Annotated in this window: 20 protein-coding genes and 2 pseudogenes; 7 read left to right on the top strand and 15 right to left on the bottom strand. The window is 71.0% G+C overall.

The features are described 5' to 3' along the window. Positions 1–525 precede the first annotated feature (525 nt). The 3 genes and pseudogenes from AB0G74_RS24365 to AB0G74_RS24355 all read right to left on the bottom strand — a co-directional run. Entirely contained in the window at positions 526–1,110 is a 585-nt protein-coding gene (locus AB0G74_RS24365; protein ID WP_361149879.1) for a hypothetical protein, read from the bottom strand. Continuing rightward, positions 1,107–1,946, bottom strand: a complete 840-nt coding sequence (locus AB0G74_RS24360; protein WP_361149876.1) for a dihydrolipoamide S-succinyltransferase — start codon at positions 1,944–1,946, stop codon at positions 1,107–1,109. The genes AB0G74_RS24365 and AB0G74_RS24360 overlap by 4 nt, the downstream gene beginning before the upstream one ends. A 2,215-nt stretch (positions 1,947–4,161) precedes the next feature. Beyond that, positions 4,162–4,974: pseudogene (locus tag AB0G74_RS24355) on the bottom strand (helix-turn-helix transcriptional regulator); the annotation flags it as partial. 125 nt (positions 4,975–5,099) lie between these two features. Between AB0G74_RS24355 and AB0G74_RS24350 the strand changes: the two are divergent. Next, complete coding sequence (locus AB0G74_RS24350; protein WP_361149874.1) at positions 5,100–5,834, top strand: SDR family oxidoreductase; 735 nt, start codon at positions 5,100–5,102, stop codon at positions 5,832–5,834. A 14-nt stretch (positions 5,835–5,848) separates the two neighbouring features. Next, a complete protein-coding gene (locus tag AB0G74_RS24345; protein ID WP_361149871.1) occupies positions 5,849–6,319 on the top strand; it encodes a nuclear transport factor 2 family protein in 471 nt (156 codons plus the stop codon). Positions 6,320–6,680: 361 nt separating this feature from the next. Here AB0G74_RS24345 and AB0G74_RS24340 read toward each other — a convergent pair. The 8 genes and pseudogenes from AB0G74_RS24340 to AB0G74_RS24305 all read right to left on the bottom strand — a co-directional run. Beyond that, positions 6,681–6,913 (bottom strand): annotated as a pseudogene (locus AB0G74_RS24340) (transposase); the annotation flags it as partial. 50 nt (positions 6,914–6,963) lie between these two features. Next, positions 6,964–7,683 carry a GDSL-type esterase/lipase family protein gene (locus AB0G74_RS24335; protein ID WP_361149868.1) on the bottom strand — a complete coding sequence of 240 codons (720 nt, stop codon included), beginning with the start codon at positions 7,681–7,683 and terminating at the stop codon, positions 6,964–6,966. Then, positions 7,680–8,147, bottom strand: a complete 468-nt coding sequence (locus AB0G74_RS24330; RefSeq protein ID WP_361149865.1) for a cupin domain-containing protein — start codon at positions 8,145–8,147, stop codon at positions 7,680–7,682. The genes AB0G74_RS24335 and AB0G74_RS24330 overlap by 4 nt, the downstream gene beginning before the upstream one ends. A gap of 85 nt (positions 8,148–8,232) precedes the next feature. Beyond that, positions 8,233–9,069: a helix-turn-helix domain-containing protein gene (locus AB0G74_RS24325; RefSeq protein ID WP_361149863.1), complete on the bottom strand. Its 837-nt coding sequence runs from the start codon at positions 9,067–9,069 to the stop codon at positions 8,233–8,235. 162 nt (positions 9,070–9,231) lie between these two features. Beyond that, complete coding sequence (locus AB0G74_RS24320; protein ID WP_361149860.1) at positions 9,232–9,660, bottom strand: ester cyclase; 429 nt, start codon at positions 9,658–9,660, stop codon at positions 9,232–9,234. A gap of 449 nt (positions 9,661–10,109) precedes the next feature. Next, the gene (locus tag AB0G74_RS24315; protein WP_361149857.1) at positions 10,110–10,967 is read right to left on the bottom strand and encodes a lipase; all 858 of its coding nucleotides are present in this window, start codon (positions 10,965–10,967) and stop codon (positions 10,110–10,112) included. A 127-nt stretch (positions 10,968–11,094) separates the two neighbouring features. Then, positions 11,095–11,760 carry a TetR/AcrR family transcriptional regulator gene (locus AB0G74_RS24310; protein WP_361149855.1) on the bottom strand — a complete coding sequence of 222 codons (666 nt, stop codon included), beginning with the start codon at positions 11,758–11,760 and terminating at the stop codon, positions 11,095–11,097. Between the two features lie 79 nt (positions 11,761–11,839). Next, positions 11,840–13,666, bottom strand: a complete 1,827-nt coding sequence (locus tag AB0G74_RS24305) for an SMI1/KNR4 family protein (protein ID WP_361149852.1) — start codon at positions 13,664–13,666, stop codon at positions 11,840–11,842. 130 nt (positions 13,667–13,796) lie between these two features. Here AB0G74_RS24305 and AB0G74_RS24300 point away from each other — a divergent pair, with 130 nt between their 5' ends. Continuing rightward, positions 13,797–15,035, top strand: a complete 1,239-nt coding sequence (locus AB0G74_RS24300) for a glycosyl hydrolase family 18 protein (RefSeq protein ID WP_361149849.1) — start codon at positions 13,797–13,799, stop codon at positions 15,033–15,035. 331 nt (positions 15,036–15,366) lie between these two features. Next, positions 15,367–16,140, top strand: a complete 774-nt coding sequence (locus tag AB0G74_RS24295) for a hypothetical protein (protein WP_361149847.1) — start codon at positions 15,367–15,369, stop codon at positions 16,138–16,140. Positions 16,141–16,232: 92 nt separating this feature from the next. Here the strand turns inward: AB0G74_RS24295 and AB0G74_RS24290 are convergent, their stop codons facing one another. Further along, complete coding sequence (locus tag AB0G74_RS24290) at positions 16,233–16,835, bottom strand: choice-of-anchor C family protein (RefSeq protein WP_361149845.1); 603 nt, start codon at positions 16,833–16,835, stop codon at positions 16,233–16,235. Positions 16,836–17,118: 283 nt separating this feature from the next. Here AB0G74_RS24290 and AB0G74_RS24285 point away from each other — a divergent pair, with 283 nt between their 5' ends. After that, positions 17,119–17,961, top strand: a complete 843-nt coding sequence (locus AB0G74_RS24285) for an aldo/keto reductase (RefSeq protein ID WP_361149842.1) — start codon at positions 17,119–17,121, stop codon at positions 17,959–17,961. Between the two features lie 81 nt (positions 17,962–18,042). Here the strand turns inward: AB0G74_RS24285 and AB0G74_RS24280 are convergent, their stop codons facing one another. Then, on the bottom strand, positions 18,043–18,651 hold the full coding sequence (locus AB0G74_RS24280; protein ID WP_361149839.1) for a hypothetical protein: 609 nt from the start codon (positions 18,649–18,651) through the stop codon (positions 18,043–18,045). Between the two features lie 212 nt (positions 18,652–18,863). On the opposite strand from AB0G74_RS24280, the gene AB0G74_RS24275 reads away from it, so the two are divergent. After that, positions 18,864–19,367 carry a GNAT family N-acetyltransferase gene (locus tag AB0G74_RS24275; RefSeq protein ID WP_361149837.1) on the top strand — a complete coding sequence of 168 codons (504 nt, stop codon included), beginning with the start codon at positions 18,864–18,866 and terminating at the stop codon, positions 19,365–19,367. A 206-nt stretch (positions 19,368–19,573) separates the two neighbouring features. Here AB0G74_RS24275 and AB0G74_RS24270 read toward each other — a convergent pair whose 3' ends face one another. Both AB0G74_RS24270 and AB0G74_RS24265 read right to left on the bottom strand, forming a co-directional pair. Continuing rightward, positions 19,574–20,152 carry an AAA family ATPase gene (locus tag AB0G74_RS24270; RefSeq protein WP_361149886.1) on the bottom strand — a complete coding sequence of 193 codons (579 nt, stop codon included), beginning with the start codon at positions 20,150–20,152 and terminating at the stop codon, positions 19,574–19,576. A gap of 111 nt (positions 20,153–20,263) precedes the next feature. Beyond that, positions 20,264–24,067 carry a helix-turn-helix domain-containing protein gene (locus AB0G74_RS24265; protein WP_361149834.1) on the bottom strand — a complete coding sequence of 1,268 codons (3,804 nt, stop codon included), beginning with the start codon at positions 24,065–24,067 and terminating at the stop codon, positions 20,264–20,266. 397 nt (positions 24,068–24,464) lie between these two features. Here AB0G74_RS24265 and AB0G74_RS24260 point away from each other — a divergent pair, with 397 nt between their 5' ends. Next, the gene (locus AB0G74_RS24260) at positions 24,465–24,905 is read left to right on the top strand and encodes a hypothetical protein (RefSeq protein WP_361149831.1); all 441 of its coding nucleotides are present in this window, start codon (positions 24,465–24,467) and stop codon (positions 24,903–24,905) included. Positions 24,906–25,176 lie beyond the last annotated feature (271 nt).

The following is a 25,176-nucleotide window of genomic DNA, read 5'->3' as shown; positions in this document are numbered from 1 at the left end:
TCCCCCTGAAGTTCCTTGCGCCGGGCCCCGCGCGGCGGCCTGGTGTTGTTCGCGGCCGCCGCGGCCGACGACGACCTGGCGAAGACCGTCCACTACGGCCTTCGGCCCGGTTGAGGGGCTTCGCCCCTCAGGTTCGTCACCTTCGGTGACGATCGGGGCCTTCGGCCCCGTGGGGTCGCCCTCCGGGCTCCCCCTTGGCTAGCTGGAGGGTGGGGGCGGTCGTAGTTATCTCGGCTTTGTGGGTGGGTTTTTGGGGTTGTCTGGTGCTGGGTTATGGCTCTTGCTCGGGTTGGGGGCCTCTGTTGGCCTGGGCTTTGATGGTCACTTTTCGCATATGGGGCTGGAGTGGGGTTGGTGTTCCCGGTTTGTTCCTGATGCTTCATCATGTGAATGATGGTTCAGTAGAGGGGTCTAGACCAATTTTTCCCTGTCCGAGTGCCGGCTCGGCCCGTGCTGGGCGTGGCCGGTGGTCGTATCGCGGCTGCGGTGTCCCGGCCGTCGGCATTTTCTGCGGGTGGCAGTGGGTCAGGCTCCGATTCCGATGGCGCTTACGTAAGCGTAGGCGGAATAGTCGGAGTCGAGTTCGGAGATGATGTCGTCCCAGATTTCGTCGAGGGTTGCGATGTCGTCCGCCCCCCACGCTCTGACCGCGTCGTCCCAGATATAGCGGGCCTGGATGGAGCGGTCCGAAAGGATGCGCTGGTATTTCTCGGACACGGTGCTCTGGTCGACCGGGAAGATTTCCATCCGGCGGCCCATTCCGTGGTTGTCGAGAATTCGTTTGAGGGCACCGGAGCGGAGGAGGTTGTACCGGCGGCGGGCCCAGTAGGCGTCGTCAACGGCCTTCAGCTTGACCGGGGAAGGAGTGACACCGCGTTCCCAGGAACGGAGCAGGCGGCGGCTGACACCGCAGGCCGCCAGCTCGGCGCGGCCGACGGGGTTGTCGAGGTAGCGGAGGCGGGCGGCGAGGCCGCGGGAGGCGGTGACGGGTGAGGCGATGCCTCCGGCGCGGGCGACGCGTTCGATCTCGGCGTACAGGGCCCGGGCTCCGCTGACACCCTGGGCGCCGTGTTTCTGCCACTCCCCCCACAGGTCGGTCGCACCGCTCACGCTTCATGCCCTCCGAGGCTATAGGTGTGCTTCGGCTTGACCTGCGAGAGATCACGACCGTATGCAAAAACTGACTGCCAGTCTCCCGCAATATGGAGCTCATCAGTTCCCGACATTTCCACAACCGTCAAACCCGCAGCGTGCGCCTTGTATGCCTTCATCCATAGATTAGCAAATGCCTGGGAACGAATGATGTGCATCCAGTCAGGCCGCCGGATTTCCCGGTTCGCTGTCGACTCCCCGATCGTGGAAACAAACTTCGAATACATAGCCTTGATGTAATCGAGAGTCAGATCGTCCTGGTCCTCGATCGCAGCCTTCCGGCCCTCGGCAAGAGCCCGGCGGAGCTTCTCCAAAAGCCCCTCACTGGCCCCGGAAGTCCACGACTCATGGATGACCGGAGCCTCGCACAACCCCTGCCCCGCGCAGCGCAGGAGGAGGCGGAGGGTGGGTTCGGTGATCCAGAGGGGGCCGGGTTGCTGGCGGGCGCCGAGGGGTGAGGGGAGGTCGGTGATGGTCCAGGGGGGTGGGGTGATGTGGTGGAGGCCGGCGCGTTTGGGGTCGTGGGTGGTGTGGCGGGTGTGGGTGAGGCGGCCGATGGGGAGCCAGGTTTTGAGGGCGGCGAGGTAGGCGCCGTTGATGTCGAGGGCGGTGACGTGGAGGGTGATGTGTCCGGCCTGGGCGGCTTGGTGGAGGTCGGTGGCGCGCCATTTGGGGCGGCCTTCCCAGATGTGGTCCGTGCCTTTCTGGGAGCGTTTTTGGAGGATGGTCTCGGTCGGGGGGAAGTCGGTGTGCTCGTAGCGGCCGCCGACACGGGAAGCCGTGAAAAGTTTCATGACATCAGGGATCGCCCGTTTGACGAGAGCAGTCCGGGCAGTCTCCGTATCACCGCCTGCCAGGGCGAGCTGGTGATCGACGCTGGCACGGATCCGGTCGGTCAGCGATACCGCAGGCGCGGGGCGGTGAGGCGGACCCGAAGCCGGGGCGGAGACAGGCCCGGCAGGGTCAGACTGAGCGTCGCCCGGCGGGGCGGAACCCGGCCCGGCAGAGGCAGGGTTAGGGGCAGCGGGGCCCGGCGGCAGGGAAACGGGCGTGATCGTGCCCGGCGCAACCGGATCCGGACCCGGCAAGGAAGAGGCACCCGGTAGAGGGGAAGCAGTGTTCGGCGGGCAGTGAGCGGGCTGCCCGCCGGCACCGGACACGATGGAAGCGGGTGCCGTGGGATCAGGCGCAACCGAGCCCGGACCCGGCCCGGGAGACACAGGAACAGACGGGTTCGGGTTCGGCAGGGCGGGGCCCGGCACAGTAGACGCCGGGGGCGGAAGAGCTGAACACGGCACAGCAGGTACGGCAGGTTCAAGCACAGCGTCGCCCAAAGGGGTGTGAACAGGCGCCACCGGGGTCGGCACGGCAGAACCCTGCGCAGCGGGGTCAGGCAGGGCGGACGCGGGCGCGGCAGCACCCGGTACATCCACAAGGCCGGGCAGCACGTCGCCCGGCAGGACGGAACCCGGGGCCGCAGGGATGGAGGTAGAGCTGGGGGTGGGGGTAGCGGAGAACAAGCCGGGCAGGGCGGGGTTGGGGCTGGGCGTGGCGTCGCCCGGTGCCGTGCACGCTGACAGGGCGGAGGCCGGTACGGAATCGCCCCGCACAGCGGAAGCAGGCACGGTGCCGTCCCGTACCGCGGAGGGGGGTGCCGTGGGACTCGGCGCGGCGGAACCCGGTACGGCCGAACCCGGCAGCACGGCGGAAGACGGAGGCGGAGGCGGTGGTGGAGGTGGGAGAGCTGAGCCTGCTCCTGGTGCCTCGGGATCGGAAGCGGAATCGGGTGCGGCAGGGGCCGGTGCCGCAGGGCCAGGCGCAGCAGGAGATCGGAGTGGCGAGGCAGCACCGAGGAGAGCGGAGACAGGCACGGCAAGGCCCGGCACGACAGAACCCTGCGCGGCGGGGTCAGGAAGGGCAGACACGGGCGCAGCAGGGTCGGGCGCAGCAAGGACCGGCACGGCAGGGTCAGACACGGCGTCGCCCGGTGGAACGGAACCCGGGCCCGGCGGGGCAGAAGCTGGCACGGCACAGGCAGGCGCAGCAGGGTCGGGCGCAGCAGAGGCAGGCGCGGTCTGGCCCTGCTGCGTGTGAACGGGCCCAGACGGTACGGGCGCGGCAGGGTCAGGCAGGGCGTCGCCTTGTGGGGCGGAACCCGGGCCCGGCGGGGCAGGGGTGTGGGTGGCGGAGTCCAGGCCGGCAGGGGCGGAGTTGGGCCGGGTGGGGAGGCGGGTGGTGGCGTGGGTGGGTCCGGCCAGGAGGTCGAGGACGGGGATACCCCAGTGCGCGGCCAGGGCGTCGACGTCTTTCAGAGTCCAGGCGGTCTTCCCGGACTGTTTCCGGCTGATCTGGAGCTGGCTGAGCCCGGTCCCGGCCCCGACATCGACCTGCCGCTCACCCGTCAGCTGCATGATCGCAGCGACCGTCAGCCTGAGAACATCCTCCGTACCCATCGTCATCACACGACCATACCCACTACCGTAGTCAAAAACCGACTACACCACACCTGTCGCGCTCGTTGAACAAGAAGACAACCATGCTTCACAAAACCACCGAAGCCGCTTCCGGGGCGGTTGCCGACTCGACGCCCACGACACCCATACGGCGAGGGCTGAGACGGCGATCAATCTGTCCACGAGGACAGGAGTTATCTGCCAATTGAGCGCGGGAGGCATCCAGGAGGCGGCCAAGTCGATATTCATCGGCTCGGTAGGCACCCGCCGCTGACCTGATGAGCACGACTCGCCCGGACTCCGGGCACCGAGCACCGGGCACCGAGCGTTGCGAACCGCGCTGCGGAGAGCGTCATCAGCTGCCAGCGGCTGGCGACTGCGCTCGCGGGCAGGACCCTGCCGACACAGCCGCATCGGTGAGGGTTTCGTTGTGCTCCGGGAGCAGCTCGGGCATGTCGTCCACCAGCACCACGATGGCGGTCGATAGCGTCACCGAGCGGCGCCCCGTCGGCGGTCCATGCCTACCCGATGTGGGTGCCCCCGTCGGGCCGGTCGCTGTGGCGTGCACGGAGCCGAGCAGGCTGAGTGCCTCGGCGCTGGGGCTGCCGTGTTCGGCATGGTAGATGATCAACTGCTGGCCGGGGGCGTCCCGCACGTCGAATGCGTGGTGGGTGAGGGTCATGCCACCGACGTCCGGGTGGTGGAAGTGTTTGTTTTCCCGGGTCTTGCCGCGCACGGTGTGGGTGTTCCACAGTCGGGCGAAGTCCGCACTGTGCGTGCCGAGTTCGCCTATGAGAGCCCGTAGGCGCGGACTGCCCGGGTCGACGCCGGACGCTTGGCGCAGGTGCCCCACCACCGTCTCGGCTGTCCGGTCCCATCGGGGGTGGAACGGCCGACCTGCCGGGTCGAGGAAGAGCATGCGGGCCAGGTTGTCCATCGCTTCAAAGGGGGAGTACAGGGCCTCGGCCAGGGCGTTGGCGGCCAGGATGTCCAGGACCGGGTTGATGACGAACGCCGGAGTGCTGGGGTAAACGTCCAGCAGGACGCGCAGGGCGGGGGTGACCTGGTCGGTGGCGGCGAGGGGCCGCTGGGACGGTGCGGTTCCGGACAGTTGGCGAAGGTGCGCCTGGGCGTCGGTATCCAACAGCAGCGCGCGGCTGAGCGCATCCACCACCTGCGCGGACGGGTGGCGTTCGCGGCCCTGTTCCAGCCGGGTGTAGTAGTCCGCGTTCACCCCTGCCAGTACGGCGACCTCTTCGCGGCGCAGCCCGGCGACCCTCCGCACGCCATAGCTCGGCATCCCGACCTCGTCCGGCCGCACGGCCGCACGGCGCGCCCGCAGGAAGTCACCCAGCTGGTTGTCGGTCATGTGCCCAGGCTAGGCCGCGGGCCCGGTGTGCTGCCTGGGTGTACCGCACCCAGGCAGCACACGGCCTGGGCCGTCTGGAACACCTCGCCCAGACTCGGTGCCCTACCAAGAGATAAGGGGCAGTCATGCCGGACCAGACCAAGGTCGTAGCGATCACCGGTGCCAGCAGTGGGATCGGCGAGGCGACCGCCCGCCGGCTCGCCGCCGACGGCCACCGCCTGTTCCTGGGAGCACGGCGCACCGATCGCCTGGATCAACTCGTCACGGAGATCGCCGCCGCGGGCGGGACGGCGGCGACCCAGCGCCTGGACGTGACCGAGGCCGTGGACGTGCGGGACTTCGTGGCAGCGGCCGAAGAGCGATACGGCCGCGTGGACGTGATGGTCAACAACGCCGGGGTGATGCCGCTGTCGCCGCTGGAGGCGCTCAGGACGGAGGAGTGGGACCGCATGATCGACGTGAACATGCGGGGTGTCCTGCACGGTATCTCCGCCGCCTTGCCCGTGATGCGCGCCCAAGGTGGCGGGCATATCGTGAACATCGCCTCCGTCGGCGCGCACGAGGTCTCTCCCACCGCTGCCGTGTACTGCGCCACCAAGTTCGCGGTCCGTGCGATCTCCGAGGGCCTGCGTCAGGAGTCTGCCGGTGACGTCCGGGTCACGCTGGTCTCGCCGGGCGTCACGGAGTCCGAACTCGCCGACGGCATCGCGGATCCGGCCGCCCGGGCGGCCATGCGGACCTACCGCGCCGTGGTCCTGCCAGCGTCCGCGATCGCGGACGCGGTCGCCTATGCAATCTCCCAGCCGCCGCACGTCGACGTGAACGAGATCGTCGTACGACCTGCGGCGAGCGCCCAGTGACGGAAGGAACCGGAATGCCGCACACCCCCGCTCTCGACGACCTGGCGCGCGGAATACGTGCCCTGGAGGACCGGGACGCCCTGCACGCCCTCATGATCCGCGGCTGGCGAGCACTGGACTGCAAGGACTGGTGGACCTGGTCCGCCTGCTGGGCCGATGACGCCGTGCTGGAGTTCGGGCCCTGGCAGCGAATCCAGGGAAGGAAGGCTATCCGCGCGAAGGTGGAGGAGGCCGAGTCGCCTTACACGAGCATTCAGCACCACATCCTCAACATGCACGTGGCCGGCGACCGGGCGACCGGCATCGGGTACATGTGGTTCGTCGCCGTCACCGCTCCGGGGAGAACCTCGGCCCCCTACTCCATGGGCGGTCCCTACGACTGGGAGTTCCGCCGTGACGGGGACGGATGGCTCTTGGCCCGGCAGCGGCTCGGGGTCTTGTGGACCGACGGTGACGACACCCTGCGAGCCTTCGAACCGGAGTGACCGGAACTACGTTGTCGACTGCTCGGTGAATCAACACGCTGGGCCGCGCGGCGGCTTCACCGCCAGCCGATCGAGTGCTTGCGGCCGCCGCGCGCCCCAGAAACCCTCGGCCTTGGCAACGACGGCACTGAGGATAAACGCCGATGACCCAATCGTTTCGACCGAAACGATTGCAGGCCACCATGCCGTATTTGCCTCACGAACCCCCGCCTTCCTCTACCGCCACCGCGACCTCCTGGGCCAGGTCCACGCCCAAGCTGCCGAGCCGCCAGCCGTCCCGGGTGACCGCAGGTTCGGTGAGCACGACGTAACGATAGAGAGCACCCGGCCAGGCGTGCCACGGCAGTGCCAGGTTCGAGTCGAGCCGGTTTCGTTCGGTGATGGTTTCCGGTCGCTTCACCGTCTTGCCCATGTCGTAGTGGATGGCGGGTCGTCGGCTCACCGAGCCGGGTAACCGACTCGGGCCGGAGTCTGAGGGGTGCGGTTCACTGGCGGGGCAGGCGGGCTTTGGAGGGGAAGTTTCTGAACCCCCGGCGGACGCGGACCGAGGTCAGTCGGCCGGGGTGGGCGGGCTTCTCCCAGGGATGGCGGGTCTGCAGGGGGTAAGCGGAGCGGGCGGGAGGTCAGAGCGCCACAGGCACCGGTTACGTGCTCCGGGCCGGGAGGCAGGTGTCGATGACGTCGGTGATATGGGTGGCGCCACGGCTGTTCTGGTGGATGTGGTCGGTCGTGAGCAGGAGACCTCGGCGCCGGGAGATCGTGTCGAGGCTGCGGCGCAGCACGGCGCGCCGGGCGAGGACGCCGACGCTCGCCGCGGGTGTCGGCTCCTGGTAGGGGATCGGTGGCGGGTCCGCCTGGCTCAGTTCCTGGGTCTGGTGTTCGTGGAGCGGGAGATAGATCGTCCTGGTGGTGGCCGCGACCTCGGCGATCATGCGGCTGTACGTCTGTGATGCCTGTGCTGCGGCTCCGTCGGGTTGTTGGCCGAGGACCGGGAGGGACAGCAGGGCGATCTTCGCGTCGGTCTGCGTTCGCAACCGTTCGACGACGGTTGCCAGGCACTGCTGGAACCAGTCGGCCGACGGGCGTTCGGGGAGCTGTTTGCGCTTCATGGCCCGCTCGACGGGGAAGCCGGCGAGGCTCGCCCGGGCGTCGTTGGTCCCGATCAGTACGGTGATCACGTCGGGCGGGTCCGCGACGACGGCGTCCAGGCGGCGTGTGAGGTTGTAGGCGAAGTCTCCGTTGACGCCGAAGCGGGCGAGCCGTAGGCCGCCGGGAGGGTGGCGTCGTTCGAGGAGGTTCAGGTAGTCGACGCTGAGCTGCCCGCGGGTGATGCTGTCGCCGAGGCATGCGATCCGGGTCGTCACGGTGTTCGCGGGCCGGCCGGGTCGGCGTGCTCGGCCGGGGGTGCTTCTGCCCGGGGACGGTGGCCGGTGCCGAGGCCGGCGGTGATGGTCAGGATGGACGCGGGCCCCGCCATGTCGACCGCGTGCCATGTCCCGGCCGGGTTGACGGTGGCCTCACCAGGTCCGAGCACGACGCGTTCGTGGGCCCCGTCCATGTCGCGGGTGACCGTTACCGACCCGCTCAGGCAGATGACCAGTTCGTCGCCGACGGGGTGGCGCTCCCAATGGTCGCCGGGGCCGTGGCCGTCGAAGATCGTCACCAGTCGGCCCTCGTCGCCGTCCGCCGCGACCGCGGCGCTGTATGCCTGGAGTACTTCCGGGTTCCAGGAGAAGCCCTCGACGGGTTTCGCTCTCGACCCCAGTCCGAGGTGTACGGGGGTGGTCCTCAGGTCGATGGCGTTGGGTTCGTGATGGAGGAGTTTCATGCCGCCGATCGTGACAGGACGGCGGTCGGGTGGTCTTGAAGGAAAGGGAACAGTCCATCCGGCGCGTGGGGCGACCGGCTGACGGCTACCAGGTCCCGAGAAGGACTTCACCGCGACGCCAGGCCGTCGGCGACCGGCCCGTGAACTCTCTCCAGTCCCGGACGAGATGGGCTTGGTCGGCGTAGCCGGAGACGGCCGCCACATCGGACCACGGCAGCGGTTCGTGCGCTGTCGCGAGTTCGTGGGCGTGCTCGAAACGCAGAACTCGGGCGAAGGTCTTCGGCGACAGGCCCACCTCGCCGTGGAACCGGTCGGTGAGGTGGCGACGGCTCCAGCCCAGTTCTGCGGCCAGCGTCCCGACCTGGACGCGGCCCCGTGAGGCCAGGAGGCGCCGCCATGCCTCGGCCACCTCGGGGCGCACCCGGGGCAGATGCTCGCCGCCGGTGCTGCGTCGGACCGCGCGCAGGAGCAACTCGTCCAGCACGGCGAACCGCGCCACCCATGTCGTCGCCGCTCGGAGCCGGTCGACCAGTTCGGAGCCGAGTGTTCCGAGAAGCTCGTCGAGTGGGACCACCTGATGGGCGAGCTCGGCGGCGGGCATACCGTAAACGGCCCGGGCCCCGAGCGGTGTCAGCGACAGCTGCATGCCTTCCTGGCGTCCGTCGTGGTGGATCGCGACGGCCCGGCGCATCAGACCGCCTGCCACAGCGGCGAATCGGGTGACCGGTGACCCGTCACCGATGCCCGCCGCCACTTCCAATGGGCCGGACAGGCTGATCACGGCCGTGAGCACACGACCGGGCGGGCCGCAGTGCACACCCGTCGGGAACCCACGAAGATCGAAACCGACATATGAGCCGACATACCGTTGCAAGGCCGGCGCCGGACGCGCGTCGATCCTGATGGCTGCATTTGCTTCCACTCCCGCAGTGTACGAACGGGCGGTCACAACACCGGTACGGCCGTAGGAGCCGACAACGATGTGAGACAGGGCCGGTGCGAGCACGCCGACACGCTTCCCGTACGCGCCCTTGCGCCGGGGCGGACCGCGTTTCGTACCTTCCGGCTCAGCCGATGAGTGAAATCAGCGCTCGGTGGGCGTCTGGTGCAGCTGGGCGGTGATCCCCTGCCGGTCGATCTGGATCCAGTACTCCACGATGAGGCCGTTCTCGACGCGGTAGACCGCGCTGGTCATCGCCGTGACCGGCGCACCGGTCGGCTGGTGGTCATCGACCAGTCCGATGTGCCGCCCGTACTGGGTCCAGCGCGCGTAGACCCTGCTCCCCTCGGCGATGAGCTCGTCCACGGTCAGCGTGAAGGGGCCGTAGGCGTCGAGCATCTCCTGAATGTGCTCGGTGTACTCCTTCGGTGTCCGCTCCACGACCGTTGGCGCCTCGGAGACGATCTGATGGGCCCGGACCCGGTCTGCCATGAAGTCACCGGCCCGCTCGGGGTGCTGACCCGAGCGCACCTGCAGGAGGAACCGGTGGACGATGTCCTTGGCGTTACTCATGGCCAAAGTGTGACATCTCTAAGATCGGGGCAGGTGAGGTTGGCCTCAAGCGGCTCCCTGAGCGTGGTACCGCTCATCGGGCCGCTCCCGGCCGCGGGCCCGCCTGGCCGTCCAGGGTCACGTACACGACCGGGCGCTCCTCGCCGCCTTCACCCACGAAACAGAACGCATCCCCCGAACCGGCCCGCGCGAACTGCTCCAGTCGTGCTCCGGAGCGAGCCGGATCTTTCCTCCAGTTCGTTCAGCAGGGCATGACGGATCCGGGCCGGAGGGCCGGAGCCGAACGGACACCGCGGTGGTCCGAGCACGGTCGCCCGCCGCGCGGTGGCCGTATCGGCGGCGTCACACTCCTCGGCCGACAGGCGCTCCGGTGCCGTCTCGGTTCGGCCGATGAACTCCTCTCGCGGAAATGAGGATCGGCGCTTCGGCCGGGTGGGGGGCGGGGCGGGTCAGATGCCGGCGGTGGTGAAGGGCAGGCAGCGGAACGGTGGGGCGTTCCGGGGGTCGAGGCGGTTGAGGACGAGTTGGGTGACGTTGGGGTCGATCGCCAGGCCGAGGTGGCCGGCCGAGTCGAGGCGGCACTTGTCCTGGAGCACGATGTTGGTGACGTTGTCCCCGGTGAGCAGGCCGCTGGTGTACGGGGTGACGACCCGGTCGTAGCGGGTGACGATGCTGGTGTAGGTGGGGCCGGGGACGGCGACGGGTCCGTCGTTGAGTTTGGTCAGGAACGGCGAGCCGGGGAGGTAGTCCGTGCAGGCGCCGCAGCCGATGCCGGTCAGCAAGTCCTGTAGTCGGAGGGCCGCGGCCAGGTTCGTCAGGCCGTTGAGGGTGGTGCCGCGGAAGTTGGATCCGAAGCCGATGAAGTCATCGACCTTGGCGGCTCCGCCGAGGTACTTGATGTAGTAGGCGGGGACGGTGGTTCCCTCGGAGTGGCCGACGATGTCGACCTTGGCCGATCCGGTCGCGGCGCGTACCCGGTCGACGAAGGCGCCCACTTCGACGGCGCTGTCGGCCATGGGGGCGAGCCCGCCGGCCAGGCCGCCGAGCAGGGTTTTGCCGTAGGTCTCGGAGTAGACGCAGTAGCCGGCGGATCGCAGCGCGGGTGCGAGGGTCAGAAAGTTGTCCCAGCTGTTGCCGCCGAGGCCGTGGACGAGGATCACCGGTTCGGGGTGGGCGGCGGTGGGGCGGCAGGACCAGTCGTTCCAGCCGGAGCGGGGTGGGCTGTCCGCGGCGGCTGTCGCCGACAGGGTGGTGGAGGCGAGGAGGGACAGCGCGAGGGCTGCCAGGAACGTGCGGAGCTTTCCCATCGGGCGACTCCTTGTTCGCGGAAGGTTACCCGGAAGTAGAGCACGTGCCCGTGTTGGGAACAAGGCATCGTTTCCAAAAAGCCCGGCGGGGTACGACGGCTCGGCGAAGACGTGGTGTGACGGGGGGTCAGGAGGCGTGGAGGCCGGAGCTGACCACGGTGTAGAACCGGTCGAGCTCGACCTGGAGCGACGCCCGCTCGCCCGGTCGTTCGGTGTCCGCTTCCAGCAGCCAGTCCGCGATGATGTCGAAGAGGCCGCCGATGAGCCCCATGGCCACCGTGCGCGCGTGCGGGCCGGTCGTGATGCCGAGCCGACGCCAGACCGTCTCGACGAAGGACGCCGCCCAGCGCCGGTTGTCACGGCGGTGTACCTCGGCCTGTGGCGTCACGGCCCGGCCTTCGCCGAACGTCACGCGCGCCACCCGTACGTCGTCGACGAAGGCGTCCGCGAAGTGTCGGAGCAGCTCCCGCGCGGCCGTCGTCTCGTCTCCGGACCCGTCGAGGCCGTCCAGGGCCGAGGTGAGCCGGCCGGTCACATTCGCGACGATACGGTCGAGCAGCGCCAGGTAGACGGCCTCTTTGCCGGTGAAGACCTCGTAGAAGCTCTTGGTCCCGACGAACGCCTGCTTACAGATCTGTTCGATCGACGTGTCCTGATACCCCTGGGCGGAGAAGAGTTCGAGCGCCGCGTCCAGCAGATCCTCACGGCGCCGGGCACGGCGCTCCGCGGCGTCCAGTCCGCGGATCCGCCGTCCGCCACTCACGCCCCCGCCGTTCACCGCCGCACCAGCCACCGGCCCAAGATACAAGCCCGTCGGGGGGAACAGCGGACGAGGCCGTCGTATTGCGGGCCCGACCAGGCCGTCAGCATGCTCAGGGGTTCTCGTGGGTTTCCGCCCGGACGGCCGTCAGGTCCGCGAGGACCTCCGCCCGCCAGTCGGGTGACAGCCGGGAGTGCAGGACGGCCGATCCCCCGACGAGCAGTGGAAAGCGGATGAACCTCCGGAGCGCTTCCGCCCCGTTGTAGCGGGTTCCCCAGCCCCGTAGCTCGTCCGGGGCGACCTCCGTCTCCTCCGCCCGGCGGTGTATCCCGACCGTGAACGAGGCACGCATCTCCGCCTCGATGCGGCGCGTTCGGAGATCGAGCGGGGTGTCGTCCCCGCTCGCGACGGGTTCGCCGCGGTCCAGGAGGTCCAGGGCGCCGGATATCTCGGGGAAGCCGTCGAGGCCGGTTTCGGTCATCAGCCTGCGGAGCTGCCGGAGGAACAGCCGTCGTAGCACCTCGTCCGAGTTCGCGGCGACGATCGCGCCGAGATCGAAGTCCCGCATGTCCTCCGGATCGAGCTCGAATTCCCCGTCCGGGTCCGGATCGGGGGCCCGGAGGTCATCGGGATATCTCAGTACGAGGCCGGACAGCAGCTCGCCCCGGGTGGCCTCCACCGGGTCGAAGTCGATCCCGAAGTCCGGCCGCAGCTCCGCCAGCATCCGCGCGTACAGGGGGCGCGCGGCCCCCCAGGGGTCGGCCGACGCGGGGTCGAAGGGAGCCTGCTGCTCGTCGTCGGCCGCCGGGCTCCCGTCCTCGTACACCGTCCGGGTCACGCTGTTGCCCTGCCCGTAGAGCAGGACCGCGCGGGAAGCGGCGGAGACCCGGCGCAAGACCTCGGGCCGCCGTAGCTCGGCTTCGTGCGGCCGGATGTCTCCCCCTTCCTGGACCACGAAGCTCCACGCGCCGCACGTTCCCGCCCGGACCATCGGACGGGTCGCCGCCCACAGCCGGGAGGCCGCGAACACGGCCTGTCCCTTGCTCCGCTCCCGCAGCGATTCGGGCCTCACACCCATACGGAGCAGCAGTTCACCGGGGGGCATCCCCTCGGCGAAGAGGACATCCGGCTGGTACGGGGCCGGGCTTCGGCGCGGGTAGGCCACATGGACGAACGACAGTGCGGAGGGGTCCTGGCCGTCCGACGGCGTCTCGGCACCGGCGGCGGCCTGAAGGAGAGCACCGTACGGCGTGTGGAGTGACGCGGGCCGGTCCGGCCGTTCGGGCTCCCCCGCCCGCTCGGCGAGCTCCAGCAGGGAGACCGGGTCGCCGACCGGTGCCGGGACCCCCTCCCAGTGCACGGCGCCGCCGTGCACGATCGGCACCTCACCGCGCATCGGGCGCCGGTGCTCCAGCGCGTCGGCGAGGTCCGCCAGCATCGCCCGCAGCGATCCCCACTCCGTGAACGACGGCGCGTCCCCGGTGAAGAAGCGTCCGACCCGCCCGTAGTCCTCGCCGGGCCGGTGGGTGATGAACCGGCCGTCGTACGAGTCCCCGGCCACACCACGGGTGATCATCACCCAATGGTCGCGCCAGTACGCCGCCAGCTCCGCTTCGCCGAACTCCTCCGTGTCCCTGCCGATGTCACGCCGGAACAGGGAGTCCGCCACGATGCCGGCGAGGGGGGACAGGGTGACGCCGTCCACCGTCAGCACGCCCGTGTCGAGATCGGTGCCGTCGTGGCACAGCAGGGACGCCACGAGGTCCGGGCAGAACGCGAGCCCCAGGGTCCGCTCGGCTTCCGCTATCGCCTCCGTGGTCACGGGCGGGCGCAGCGACCGCAGTGTCTCCGGCGCGTGCCGTACGAGCCATGCGTCGATCCGGGCCCAGGACTCCTCCACGGGCGGCGACAGGGTCCGATCGTCTCCGTTGCTGACCATGCCGAAACCGTAGCCGCCGCCACTGACAAGGCTCCCGCGGCCTATTCGGCTCACGGCACACGGTGTGCTGACGAGTCTGTACAGGGGTCGGGTCTTCAGGCACTCTCCCAGTGGCGCAGGAGGAGATCCGATGATCGCTGACCATCGTCCGCGTACCCGATTACGAGCCCTGATCGCAGTGGCTTGCAGCGCCGCACTCGGCGCGGCGCTGCTCGCCGGCACAGTCCCCGTCGCATCCGCTTCCCCGTCCGCGGCGGCACCATCCGGGACCTCGCCCCAGGACAGGCACGACCAGGGGAACAAGGTCGTCGGCACATTCACCAACTGGAGCGCCTATCACCCCAACAGACACATCAAGAACCTCCACACTTCGGGAGCAGCGGGGAAGCTGACGCATATCCGGTACTTCCACGGTGTGGTCGAGAGCAGAGGCTGCTACCCCGGGGATCCGGACACCGACTTCGGCAAGTACTACAGCGCCGAGGACAGTGTGGACGGGGTCGCCGATTCTTGGCAGCAGCCGGGATGGGGCAGCGTCAATCAGCTGCGCAAGCTCAAGAGGCTGTATCCCCGTCTGAAGGTGGTCTGGTCGTTCACCCGGTGGTCCTGGCTGGAAGATCTGGGCGAGTCGCCGGACGAGGCCCGCAGGTTCGCCCGGTCCTGCCGGGCGCTGGTCGAGGATCCACGCTGGGGTGATGTGTTCGACGGGATCGACATCGACTGGGAGTACGCCAATCGCGGTGACGAATCGTTCCGGACCCTGATGTCCGCGATGCGCGCGGAGTTCGGCGGCGATCTGGTCACGGCGACGATTCCCGGCGACGCCGCGCCGGGCGGGGGGATCGACGCGACCGATTTCGCGGAGGCGGCCGACGACGTCGACTGGTTCCATGTGATGACCTACCAACTGTACGGTCGGCACGAGACCCTGGGGCCGACCGCCCCGCACGCCCCGCTCCGGGCCTACCCGGGCATTCCGCAGCGGTACGCGACCGTCGACGCGGCGGTCCGGAAGCTGAGGGAGCAGGACGTCCCCGCGCGCAAGCTGCTGCTCGGGATCTCCTTTCAGGGCTATGGCTGGAGAGGGGTCACCCGGTCGGCACCGGGTGGGGGCGCGGCGGGTCCGGCGTGGGGAACGGGGAATCCCGGTGTTGATCACTACCGGGTGCTGAGGAGTCTGTGCCCGGCCGGTGGGCGGATCGCCGGGACCGCGTACGCGCATTGCGGTACCGACTGGTGGAGCTATGACACCCCGGACACGGTCGCGGAGAAGGTCACGTACGGGAAGCGACAGGGTCTGGGAGGCACCTTTCTGTGGGAGCTGGCCAGTGACACCCCCGACGGTGAGCTGATGAACGCGGTCCGTTGACGTCACGCCTTCCGTAGATTCAGCGCGCCTCGTGTCCCCCCCCGGCCCGTGTCAGGCCCGAGCCGGGGCGGACCGCCCCTCACCGGCACCCGGTCGGTGCCGCTGCGACGAGCGCGGCACCGACCGGGTGGCCCGTGATGGTTGCCACTCGTGGGCGGCGTTCCGCGCCGCCTTCAGGAGGACTCGGGAGGTGGCGGGTGTGATAGGTGGGGCGTGGGCCTGTGGGTGGGATGTGGTGTTGCCGACGTCTGTGGCGAATCGGGTGCGGTGGCGGGCCGCGGGGCGGTAGGAAAAGGGCCACCGGCGAGGAGGCGGAGGGGTGGCTATGGGCGTGGTGTGGCTGATCGTGGCGGTCGTGGTCGGCTCGGGGATCTATCTGGTGTGGCGACGTCATCGCTATCCGGGCGGCTGGGCGTTCGCGTTCAGTCGCGCGTACGAGTCCGAGCGGCTGGGGCTGGACGCGGCACGTGGCTCCGCGCGGGAGGTGGTGCGGCGGGCCGCGCGGGCGGAGTCCGCCGCGCTGGCCGGGGTGACGTCGGCCGATGCCGCCTTTGAGGCACATCTGCACAGGCTGGAGCAGCGGTTGGCGGGGCTGCGCCGCCCCGGGTCCGGTGCGCGGCTGGGCAGTCTGGGGGAGCTCGTGCTGTTCGAGCGTGTGGTGATGGTGAATTCCGCCGTGGGTTCACGCTCGGTCGAACTGGCCGGTCTTGATGTCCGTTTCGAGGCGGGGCAGCAGGTGCACTCCATCTATCTGACCGATGCCACGGGGCGAGTGCACCGGGCGAAGTTCTCCCTTCAGGCTCCGGCCGACTCCGATCAGGAGTACTTCGACGAGGTGACGGTGGGGGACTTCGCGGTCCTCATTCAGAACGCGGTCGCCGACGAGAATGTCGCCGTTGCCCGCAGGCCCCGGCAGATCAAGAAGACCGAGAAGGAACTCGGGGAGGCCCGGGAGGATACCCGCGCCCGCGACGCGGCGCGTGACCGGCTCCGGGAGACGCGGCAGCGCAACCGGCACGATCCGCAGCGCAAGAGCGCGGAGTCGGAGCTGGAGACGGCGCAGCGAGCATGGGAAGGGCTTACCGGGCGGGTACCTCCCCGCTGATGTCTCGTACGGCCGGGCGGTCCGGGACGCCCCTCGCGGCGGTCACGCCGACGGGCCGGTCGGCGGGTCGGGCCGGTGTGGGGCGGCCGTCGTCATGGCGTGGCGCAGGACGAGCAGGGGGTGCCGCGTTCGACGCGGACATCGTCGATGACGGCGCCATTGGGGGCGGTGGGGCCTGTGGTGCCGGCGAAGGTGAGGGTGGTGGTGGGGTTGGTGGCGACGAAGGTGAGTTGTCGGCGGACATAGCCCATGGCGGTATAGGTCTTGCCGGTGACGTCGAAGGAGAAGTCCTGGACGTTCTGGCCGTCGACGAGAACCTTGCCCGTCTTGAGCGCCGGGGCGTCCAGGGGGTTGCCCGCGAGGGCGTAGGTGACGGTGTAGCCGGCGCCGGGGGTGGTGGTGAACGTCTGGGATACGGCGCCGGTGCCGTTGAGGTCGACGGACTGGTCGCCTTCGGCCGCCTGCCAGGTTCCGGCGCCGATCAGATCGACGGCTCCGTCGGTGACCTGCCAGGGGCCGATGAGCTGCCCGGGGAAGTAGGGGGTGAAGAGATTGGCGGGCGCGGTGGGGTACTCGAAGCTGCCGTCGTGGAAGCGGGTCGATTGGGCCGAGGCGGTGGTGACGCTTCCGGCTCCGGTGAGGAGGGCCGCGGCGGTCACGGCGGCGGCAGCGGCGGAGAGTCGTAAGCGGAGCATGGGTTTCCTCCCTGACACGGATACAAGTGGTGGGGGCGCGCGATCGTGAGGGTGGGGCACCCAGGCTAGGGACCGGGTGGCGTGCGCGGGGAGGGCGTGGGCGGCTCGGGAGCGGCGCCCGTGCGCACGGGAGCGGTTCGGTGTACGTCTCCGCGCCCCCGGGGTGTTGGTGTCGGGGGTGGTCCGGGCGGGGCCGCGGGGGTGGGGGTGTCCGGTCCGCCGGGCGGCTTTCCGCCTCAACGCCCTTGTTAGGGTGGCCGATCAAACGGAGGTGGGGCGTTTGATGACATCGGCCGAGTTTCTTGTCGGTGGCGATCTGAAAGTACGGCGGCTGGGGTTCGGGGCCATGCATCTGCCGACGGAGCCGGGAGGGGACCGGGAGAACTCGTTGGCGGTCGCGCGGCGGGCCGTGGAACTGGGGGTCGATCTGATCGACACCGCGTTCATGTACGGCCGGGGCGCCAACGAGGAGCTGTTGGCGGAGGCTCTGTATCCCTATCGGGACGGGCTGCTGGTCACCACCAAGGTCGGCGTCTCCTTCGCGGAGGCGTCGGACGAGTGGAGGCTCGACGGGCGGCCGGAGGTGCTGCGGGCTCAGGTCGAGGAGGCTCTGCGGCGGCTGCGGGTCGAGCGGATCGAGCTGCTGCAGTTGCACCGGATCGACCCGGAGACGCCGCTCGCCGACCAGGTCGGCGCTCTGCGGGAGCTGCGGGCCGAGGGCAAGATCGGCCGGATCGGACTCTCCGAGGTCGGTGTCGGGGAGCTCGCTCAGGCGCGGGAGATCGTGGAGATCGCGACCGTACAGAATCGCTACAACCTGCTCGACCGTGAGCACGAGCCGGTGCTCGTGGCGTGCGAGGCGGCGGGGATCGCGTTTCTGCCGTGGCGGCCCGTCATGTGGGGTGACTCGGGTGCGCGGGCGGAGATCGCCGCGGTGGCCGCGGAGGCCGGCGCGACACCGACCCAGGTGGCGATCGCCTGGCTGCTGGGGCACTCGCCGGTGATGCTGCCCATTCCCGGGACCGCCCGGATCTCTCATCTGGAGGAGAACGTCGCGGCGGGGGATCTCGTCCTGTCCGGGGCTCATCGTGACCGGCTCGACCGGTTGGCGCCGCTGCCGGAGTAGCGGCGGGGGCGGTTCGGCCGGCCTCCCCCGTGTCCGGCCGGGGTTTCGTCGGACCCGGTCGGCCGGTGGGGCATGTGCGGGTCAGTCGCGGGTGTCGAGGAGGCGGTAGCCGCCTTCGATGACGTCCGCGTCCGGCGATTTCGCCGCGCACTTCCCCACTTCGGGGGTGCCCGCCGCCGTGGGGGCGGTGATGCCGACCCTGGTGGGCGCGGTGCCGTCGGCGGGGATGCGGAAGCCGAGCCCCATCCGTGCCGACGGCCGGCGCTCCAGGTACTCCTGCCAGTACGGTCCGGCCGCGACGATCCGGCCGGTGACCGCCGCTTCGGAGCCGTCGACCCGGACGCAGTCGACCGCGAAGTCGCCCCAGTTGAAGATCGGGGGGCGGCCGTCGGTCCCGGGTATGAGGTGCTGGATCCGGAAGGTGCCCCAGGAGCGCGCGGCGCCTCCGTTCTCGCTCCGCGGGCCGACGACGCCGCGGGCGTCGACGAAGATCCGGATCTCCTCCTCTTTGACGGGGTAGTCCATCCGGGCCCATCCCCTGACGCCCACCAGGGCCGGGGCGGCGGGTGCCGTGACGGCGGGGCGTTCGGCCGGCTGTCCGGTGTCGGCGGCGGCCGGGGGGCCCGCCACGCCGATCAGTGCGACGGCGACGACGAGGGGGACCGCGAATCGTACGGGTGATGTCGGCATGGTGGCCTTTCCGGGCGCTCGGCGGGTGTTCGGATATCTCGATCCTCCTGCGCGTCGGGTCCGTCGCCGTCACGCGCGGGAACGAACCGCTCCTCCCCCGTACGGCGGAGCCCGGTGCCCGGCCGGGCGGGTGCCGACGGCGGGTCCGAGCCGCGGCAGGCGGTGGGAATTATCCAAGTGGCGTGGGGACGCGCGGAGTTAATATCGAATGCATGAGCGAGAACATGGGGGACGTAGTGGTCCGCAGGGCCGGGCACGGGGATGTGGAGGGGCTCGTGGCGTGCAGCAGCGCGCTGTTCGCCGAGGACGCCGGGACTCGGGACCCGCAGATCGACATCGGATGGCCCGGGGAGCACGGGCCGGCCCGGTTCGCCGAGGGGGTGGACGATCCGGGGCGGCTGCTCCTGGTGGCCGATCACCTCGGCGAGGTCGTCGGCCATCTCGCCGGGGCGCTGGTGGAGCCGTCGGCGATGCGGCCGGTGAGGACGGCGACCCTGGTGAGCATGTATGTGCGGCCCGCGTTCCGGGGGCAGGCGGTCGGGGAGCGGCTGGCCGGGGAGTTTCTGCGGTGGGCCTCGGCGGCGGGTGCCGAGACCGCGGAGGTCACGGCGTACTCCGCCAACGCGGGGGCGGTCCGGTTCTACGAGCGGCAGGGGTTCGCGTCCCGGACGGTGACCCTGCGGACGGATCTGGGGCCGGTAGCCGCCCGGCCGTAGGGGCCGTGCGGCGTCTCTGTCCCGGGTGTCGGACTCGTCGCGTACCGGCTTACGGGGGGTGATCACGGGGTGATTCGGCGGGCAACGGACGAGGGGTGGTCCGGAGCCGCCGCCGACACCGGGTGACCGGCGCGGCGGGGCGCGTACGGCTGGGGGCGGGCCGGGGGGCGTACGGGCGCGGGGGCGGGCCGGTCCCGTACGCCGTCCTAGGTTCGGGTGGCGGCGCGCAGGCGCTGGAAGGCGGTGGGCGGGGTCCGGGTGCAGAGGTGGTGGACGATCGCCCGGGCGCATTCGTCGGCGGTGGCCTGTGAGGTGTCGCAGACCAGGTCGTAGTCGCCGTGGGCGTGGACCTGGTCGAGCTGGCGCGCGGCCAGGCCGGGCGGGCGGTCGCCGCGGGCTCGTTCGCGGCGTTCCAGTTCCGGCCGGGGGCAGTGGACGCCGACCAGGACGACGTCCTGGGGGTGGAAGAGGTCGAGGCAGTCGCGCAGGCGCCAGGGTTCGCTCAGGACGTGGTCGACGATGACGGTGTTGCCCGCCGCGGCCATGCCCGCGACGGCGCGGTGGTAGCCCCGCCAGGTGCGGTGGAGTACGGCGGCGAGTTCGTCCGGTGGGAGTTCGGGGGTGGAGCGCATGGCGTGGAAGGCGTCGACCGGGAGGTGGAAGCAGGGCTCGCCGAGGTGGGTGGCGAGGGCCCGGGCGATGCTGCTCTTGCCGGAGCTGGAGGTGCCGTTCAGGAAGACGATGAGGCCGCCGGGCGGTCGCGGGTGGTGTGGTGCCGTGGTGATCGCGGGCTCCCCTTTTTTGTCTCCGCCTGATTTCCCGGGTGGCCGGGTGGCTTCCCGGGCGGGCGCGGTGTCCGGTGTGATCGTCAGTAGATCATGGCCGTCCGGGGCCGGTCAGTCCTTGGCGGTCTTGGGGCAGGCCGGGGTGTAGCCGCGGCCGGGCAGGTAGTTCCGGTGTTCGCGGGGGGTGAGGTCGCGGTTGACGGCGGCGCAGATCTGGTCGATGGCCGCGGTGACGGTGGGGAAGGAGACCCGCCACAGGCGGATGGTGCCGTGGGAGCCGCCGGTGGCGAGGGTTTTGCCGTCGGGGCTGAAGGCGAGGGCGGTGAGTGCCGCGTCGGTGGTGATGAAGCTTCGTCGGGCCTGGCCGGTGGCGACGTCCCACAGGTGGACGTAGTCCTGGCCGCTGAGGGCGACACGGAAGAGGTAGGGGGCGCGGAAGCCGTTCATGGCGAGGGTTCTGCCGTCGGGGCTGAAGGCGAGGACGACGGAGGGCTGGGTGTGGCGGAGCAGGGTGCGGCGGAGGGTTCCGGTCGTGGTGTTCCACAGGCGGACGGAGCCGCCGCCGGTGGCGAGGGTCGTACCGTCGGGGCTGAAGACGAGGTCTCCGGTCTCGGGGACGTCGAGGATGTGGCGGGTGGTGCCGGTGGCGAGGTCCCACAGGCGGACGGCTCCGGCGCCGTCGGCGGCGAGGGTGGCTCCCCGGGGGTCGAAGACGAGTCGGCCCGCCGAGGGGGAGGTGAGGGTGCGGCGGAGGGTTCCGGTGGCGGTGTGCCAGATTCTGACGGTGTGGCCGCTGCCGGTGGCGAGGAGGGTGCCGTCGGCGCTGAGGGCGACGACGGTCGGGGGTGGCCCGGGGTGCCGCAGGGTGCGGCGGGTGCGTCCGGTGGTGGTGTCGGTGATCCGGACGAGGCCGCGGCGGTCGGCGTAGGCGAGGGTCCCGGCGTCGGCGGCGAGGGTGACGGCGGAGGCGGCGTCGAGGTCCGAGCGGATGTGCCGGAGGGTGCCGGTCCGGTTGTTCCAGACGTGGATGCCGGAGGTACGGGGCGGTTTGTCGAAGCGGCCGGGGGCGAGTCCGGTGACGGCGACGGCGGTCTTTCCGTCGCGGGCGAAGGCGAGGCCGCCGATGCTCGTTCCGCGGGTGGGTATGGCGTGCCGCTGCTGGTTGAGGGCGCGCCAGAGGCGGACGGTGCGGTCGGTGGCGACGGTCGCGAGGGTTTCGCTGTCGCGGCTGAAGGCGAGGGTGGTGAGGCGGCCTTCGTGGCCCACCATGACGGCGTAGACCATTTTCTCCGATACGTCCCAGAGTCGTACGGTGTTGGTGAGGGTGTCGGCGATGGCGAGGGCCTTGCCGTCGGGGCTGAAGAGGTTCCACTGCGGGCTGCCGGCGAATCCGGGGAAGGTGGCGTCGACCCGGCCGGTGGTGGTGGACCAGATTCTGGTGGCGCCGTCCTGGTGTCCCACGGCGAGGGTGCGGCCGTCGGGGCTGAAGGAGAGGGGGGTGTTCCGTTCCGTGGTCGTGGTGTTCCGGGGGCGGGTGGCATCGCGGGTGAGGACGCGGGCGCGTCCGGTACGGGTGTCGAGGAGGCGGACGGTGCCGTCGGCGTCGGCGGTGGCGAGGGTGGTGCCGTTGAGGGCGAGGGCCGTGACGGGGGCCGGGGGGACGGCGGGGCGGGGGGTGAGGGCGCGTCCGGTACGGGTGTCCCAGAGGATGACGGTCCCGTCGGTGTCGGCACCGGCCAGGGTACGGCTGTCGGGTGCGTAGGCGAGGATCTCGACGCTCCCCCGGTGGCCGGTGAGGAGGGCGCGCAGTCGGCCCGTCCTGGTGTCCCGCAGGGCGACGGCGGGGCCGGCGGCGGTGGCGGACGTCAGGCCGTCGGGGGCGATCCGCAGGGCGGTGGCCGGTCCTTCGGGGCCGCCGGGGTGGGTGAGGTCGCGGTGGCCGGACCTGATCCCGTAGACGCGGGTGCTCCGGGTGTCGGCGGCGTAGGTCACGGACCCCAGGTCGGGGGCGAGGGCGGCGAGGGCGGTGGGCGCGGCGTCGACCCGGCGCCGGCTCAGGAACGGGTACTCGGCGATCCGGTAGAGGCTGCCGGTGGCTTCGGCGGTCGGGCCGAGGCGGTAGGCGTGGACGGCGAGCAGCGAGGCGAGTTCCGGGTTGCTCTCGAAGAGGGCGATGGTCTGGGCCGTGAGCTGCCGGGCGAGGGCGGATGCCTGGGCGGCGATGACGTTGTCGCGCTGGCGGGCGATGTCGCGGCTCTGCTGCCAGGCGGTGAGGCCGCCGGCCAGGGCGAGGACGAGGAGGACGGCGAGCATGCCGATGAGCCGCCGTAATCGGCGGTCGGCCCGGATCCGGGACCGTATCTCCTGGTCGCGGGTGGTGGTGCCGGCGGTGAGGAAGGCGTGTTCGGTGGGGGTGAGGCCGTCGTGGGGCGGGGGGAACGCCTCCTCGGCGGCGGCGAGGCGGGTGCCCCGGTAGAGGGCGTCGGGGTCGCGGTCGAGTTCCTCCCAGGCGGCGGCGTCGTCGGTGAGTCTGCGGTGGGCGACGAGGCGGGCGCGTTCCTCGTCGATCCAGGACCGCAGGCGGGGCCAGGCGGTGATGAGTGCTTCGTGGGCGAGGTCGGCGGTGTCGCCGTCGAGGGTGACGAGCCGGGCGCGGGCGAGGCTTTCGAGTACGGTCGCGGCGCCGAGGGCGCCGATGTCCTCCAGTTCGGCCCGGGGCGCGGGGCGGCGGGTGTCCTGGGAGCCCTGGCCGGGGGTGATCAGCCGGAGCAGCATATGGCGGGCGGAGCGGCCTTGTTCGGGGGTGAGGCGGGTGTAGGTCTCCTCGGCGGTGTCGGCGACGGCGCCCCGGACGCCGCCGACGGCCTCGTAGGCGGCGAGGGTGAGGGTACGGCCTCGGCGGCGGCGCCAGACTTCCTGCAGGGCGTGGGACATCAGGGGGAGGGCGCCGGGTTCGCCCGCGGTCTCCTCGACGATGCGGTCGGTGAGTTCGCGTTCGACGATCAGTCCGGCGGCGCGGGCGGGGCCGACGACGGACTGGCGCAGTTCGGTGCGGGTCATGGGTCCGACGAGGAGATGTGCCTCCCGGAGGACGTCGACGAGTTCGGGGTGTTCGGTGCAGTGGCCGTAGAAGTCGGCGCGGACGGCGACGACGACGCGGAGTCCGCTGCCGGGGGCGCGGGCGGCGAGCAGCAGGTCGATGAAGCGGGCGCGTTCGGCGGGGTCGTGGCAGAGGGTGAAGACCTCTTCGAACTGGTCGACGACGATCACCGTGTCACCCGGCCTCGGACGGCTGGGTTCCGGTTCGCCGGGGGTGGTGGGGGGCCGCGGGGTGAGGACGGGGGTGTGGGTGGCGGCGGGGCGGGCGCCGGGGGTGAGGATCCGGATGCCGGAGCAGGGCGGGGCGGATTCACCGTCGGAGGGCTGCCGGAGGCGGGCGATCAGGCCCGCCCGCAGGAGAGACGATTTTCCGCTGCCGGAGGCGCCGGTGACCATCACCAGCCGGTGGGCGGCGAGCAGTCCGGTGAGGCCGGTGACGAGGGTGTCGCGGCCGAAGAAGAGGTCGTGGTCGCCGGGTTCGAACCGGGCGAGTCCCCGGTACGGTGCCCCGGTGGCGTCGCGGTGGACGACGCGGGCGGTCCGTTCCTCGACGGCGTCGGCGGCCCGTCGCCAGTTGGCCTCCCAGGTGTCGGGGTCGCCGCCGCACACCGTGGCGTAGGCGAGGGCGACGGGAAGCGAGGGGAGTTGTTCGCCCGCGGCGGCCTGGGACAGGGTCGTTACCGAGTATCCCGCGCGGCGTGCCATGTCCCGGTAGGTCATGCGGCCGGCGGATTCCCGCAGTTTCCGTAGGTCGTAGGCGAATCGCTGGACCGGGCCCGCTTCCGGGTCGACCGGCACCTCTCGACGTCCCGCCATGACATACCCCCTTGTCAGTGGCCCGTATGCGCACGAGCCCCCCGGGGCCCATCCGACACCGCCGGGCGGGGTCTCGCCAGACCATTGTTCGGACAGCTCGAAGTCGGGTTCTCGAACAATGTGCAGGACTGTTGCATAGGTGGCGGAGCCGGGGTTCACGGCTCCGCCACGGTGCGGTGCGGACCGGACGGGGGAACGTGGGGCCGGGGACGCGGGAGCGTCACGAGATCACCCGGCCGACGCGAACGGTCGTACCGCCGTGGGGCGTGTGAGACCACCCGGCCGCCACGGGGGCGGCCGGGTGGGACGCGTGGTGACGGGGCTCGCGTGCGCGGGCGCCGTCGGGCGCGCGGGCCGGGGCCTCGGGGCCGGCCGGTCCGGGAAGGGATTGATGGTCGTGAACAGCCTCATGGGTCCGGAGACCGTTTCGACGCCGGAGGAGCTGGTCGAGCGGATGCGCCGGTTGAAGGACGAGTCCGGGTTGACGTACCGGCAGATCGCGACGCGGGCACGGGATTCGGGGGACGTTCTGCCGTCCAGTACGGCGGCGGGGGCGCTGGCCCGCGGGACCCTGCCGCGGGCGGAGCTGCTGGCCGCGTTCGTCCGGGCCTGTACCCGGGACGAGGAGACGGTACGGGAGTGGCTGCGGGCCCGGGACGGGGTCGTGGCGGGGGTGCGGGAGGCCCCGGTGGGGGCGGGCGGCGCGGACCGTACGGCGCGGAACACGGGCGATGCGCCGAGGGCCGGGCGTTCGCGGTGGAGCCGTCCGCTGGCCGCGCTGGCCGTCACGACCGTCTGCGGTACGGCCGCCTGGCGGATTCTGGTCCACTCGGCTTGATCCCGGGAGTTGGGCTTTGTCTCCGGCCCGCCGGACGGCCCGGGCGCAGGCGACGGCCTCGTCGCGGAGGGTCTCGGCGGATCCGGCGTCCGGGCCGGCCGGGGGCGTACGGTCGCGGGGCTTTTGGCGGGCCCGGCCCGGGAAGCGCCGACCGGCGGACCGACGGCATTGCGGCTCCTCGGGCGGGGGTGGCGGCTTCCCGCCGTGCCATCGCAGGCCGCCGTACGGACCGCGCCGGTGGGGAACCGGGCAAGGGCTGCCGCACGGGCCG

It is taken from the genome of Streptomyces sp. NPDC020875 (assembly GCF_040641415.1).
Classification (GTDB): Bacteria; Actinomycetota; Actinomycetes; order Streptomycetales; family Streptomycetaceae; genus Streptomyces.
Note: the sequence above shows the minus strand (reverse complement) of the source record. Positions and strands in the feature narration are given on the sequence as shown.

Excerpts from the sequence above, each read along its gene's own strand:
- AB0G74_RS24345 (WP_361149871.1), top strand. The coding sequence starts at position 5,849 with ATGCCGCACACCCCCGCTCTCGACGACCTGGCGCGCGGAATACGTGCC.
- AB0G74_RS24350 (WP_361149874.1), top strand. The coding sequence starts at position 5,100 with ATGCCGGACCAGACCAAGGTCGTAGCGATCACCGGTGCCAGCAGTGGG.
- AB0G74_RS24305 (WP_361149852.1), bottom strand. The coding sequence starts at position 13,666 with ATGGTCAGCAACGGAGACGATCGGACCCTGTCGCCGCCCGTGGAGGAG.
- AB0G74_RS24285 (WP_361149842.1), top strand. The coding sequence starts at position 17,119 with ATGACATCGGCCGAGTTTCTTGTCGGTGGCGATCTGAAAGTACGGCGG.
- AB0G74_RS24320 (WP_361149860.1), bottom strand. The coding sequence starts at position 9,660 with ATGAGTAACGCCAAGGACATCGTCCACCGGTTCCTCCTGCAGGTGCGC.
- AB0G74_RS24330 (WP_361149865.1), bottom strand. The coding sequence starts at position 8,147 with ATGAAACTCCTCCATCACGAACCCAACGCCATCGACCTGAGGACCACC.
- AB0G74_RS24280 (WP_361149839.1), bottom strand. The coding sequence starts at position 18,651 with ATGCCGACATCACCCGTACGATTCGCGGTCCCCCTCGTCGTCGCCGTC.
- AB0G74_RS24300 (WP_361149849.1), top strand. The coding sequence starts at position 13,797 with ATGATCGCTGACCATCGTCCGCGTACCCGATTACGAGCCCTGATCGCA.
- AB0G74_RS24275 (WP_361149837.1), top strand. The coding sequence starts at position 18,864 with ATGAGCGAGAACATGGGGGACGTAGTGGTCCGCAGGGCCGGGCACGGG.
- AB0G74_RS24315 (WP_361149857.1), bottom strand. The coding sequence starts at position 10,967 with ATGGGAAAGCTCCGCACGTTCCTGGCAGCCCTCGCGCTGTCCCTCCTC.
- AB0G74_RS24290 (WP_361149845.1), bottom strand. The coding sequence starts at position 16,835 with ATGCTCCGCTTACGACTCTCCGCCGCTGCCGCCGCCGTGACCGCCGCG.
- AB0G74_RS24360 (WP_361149876.1), bottom strand. The coding sequence starts at position 1,946 with ATGAAACTTTTCACGGCTTCCCGTGTCGGCGGCCGCTACGAGCACACC.
- AB0G74_RS24265 (WP_361149834.1), bottom strand. The coding sequence starts at position 24,067 with ATGGCGGGACGTCGAGAGGTGCCGGTCGACCCGGAAGCGGGCCCGGTC.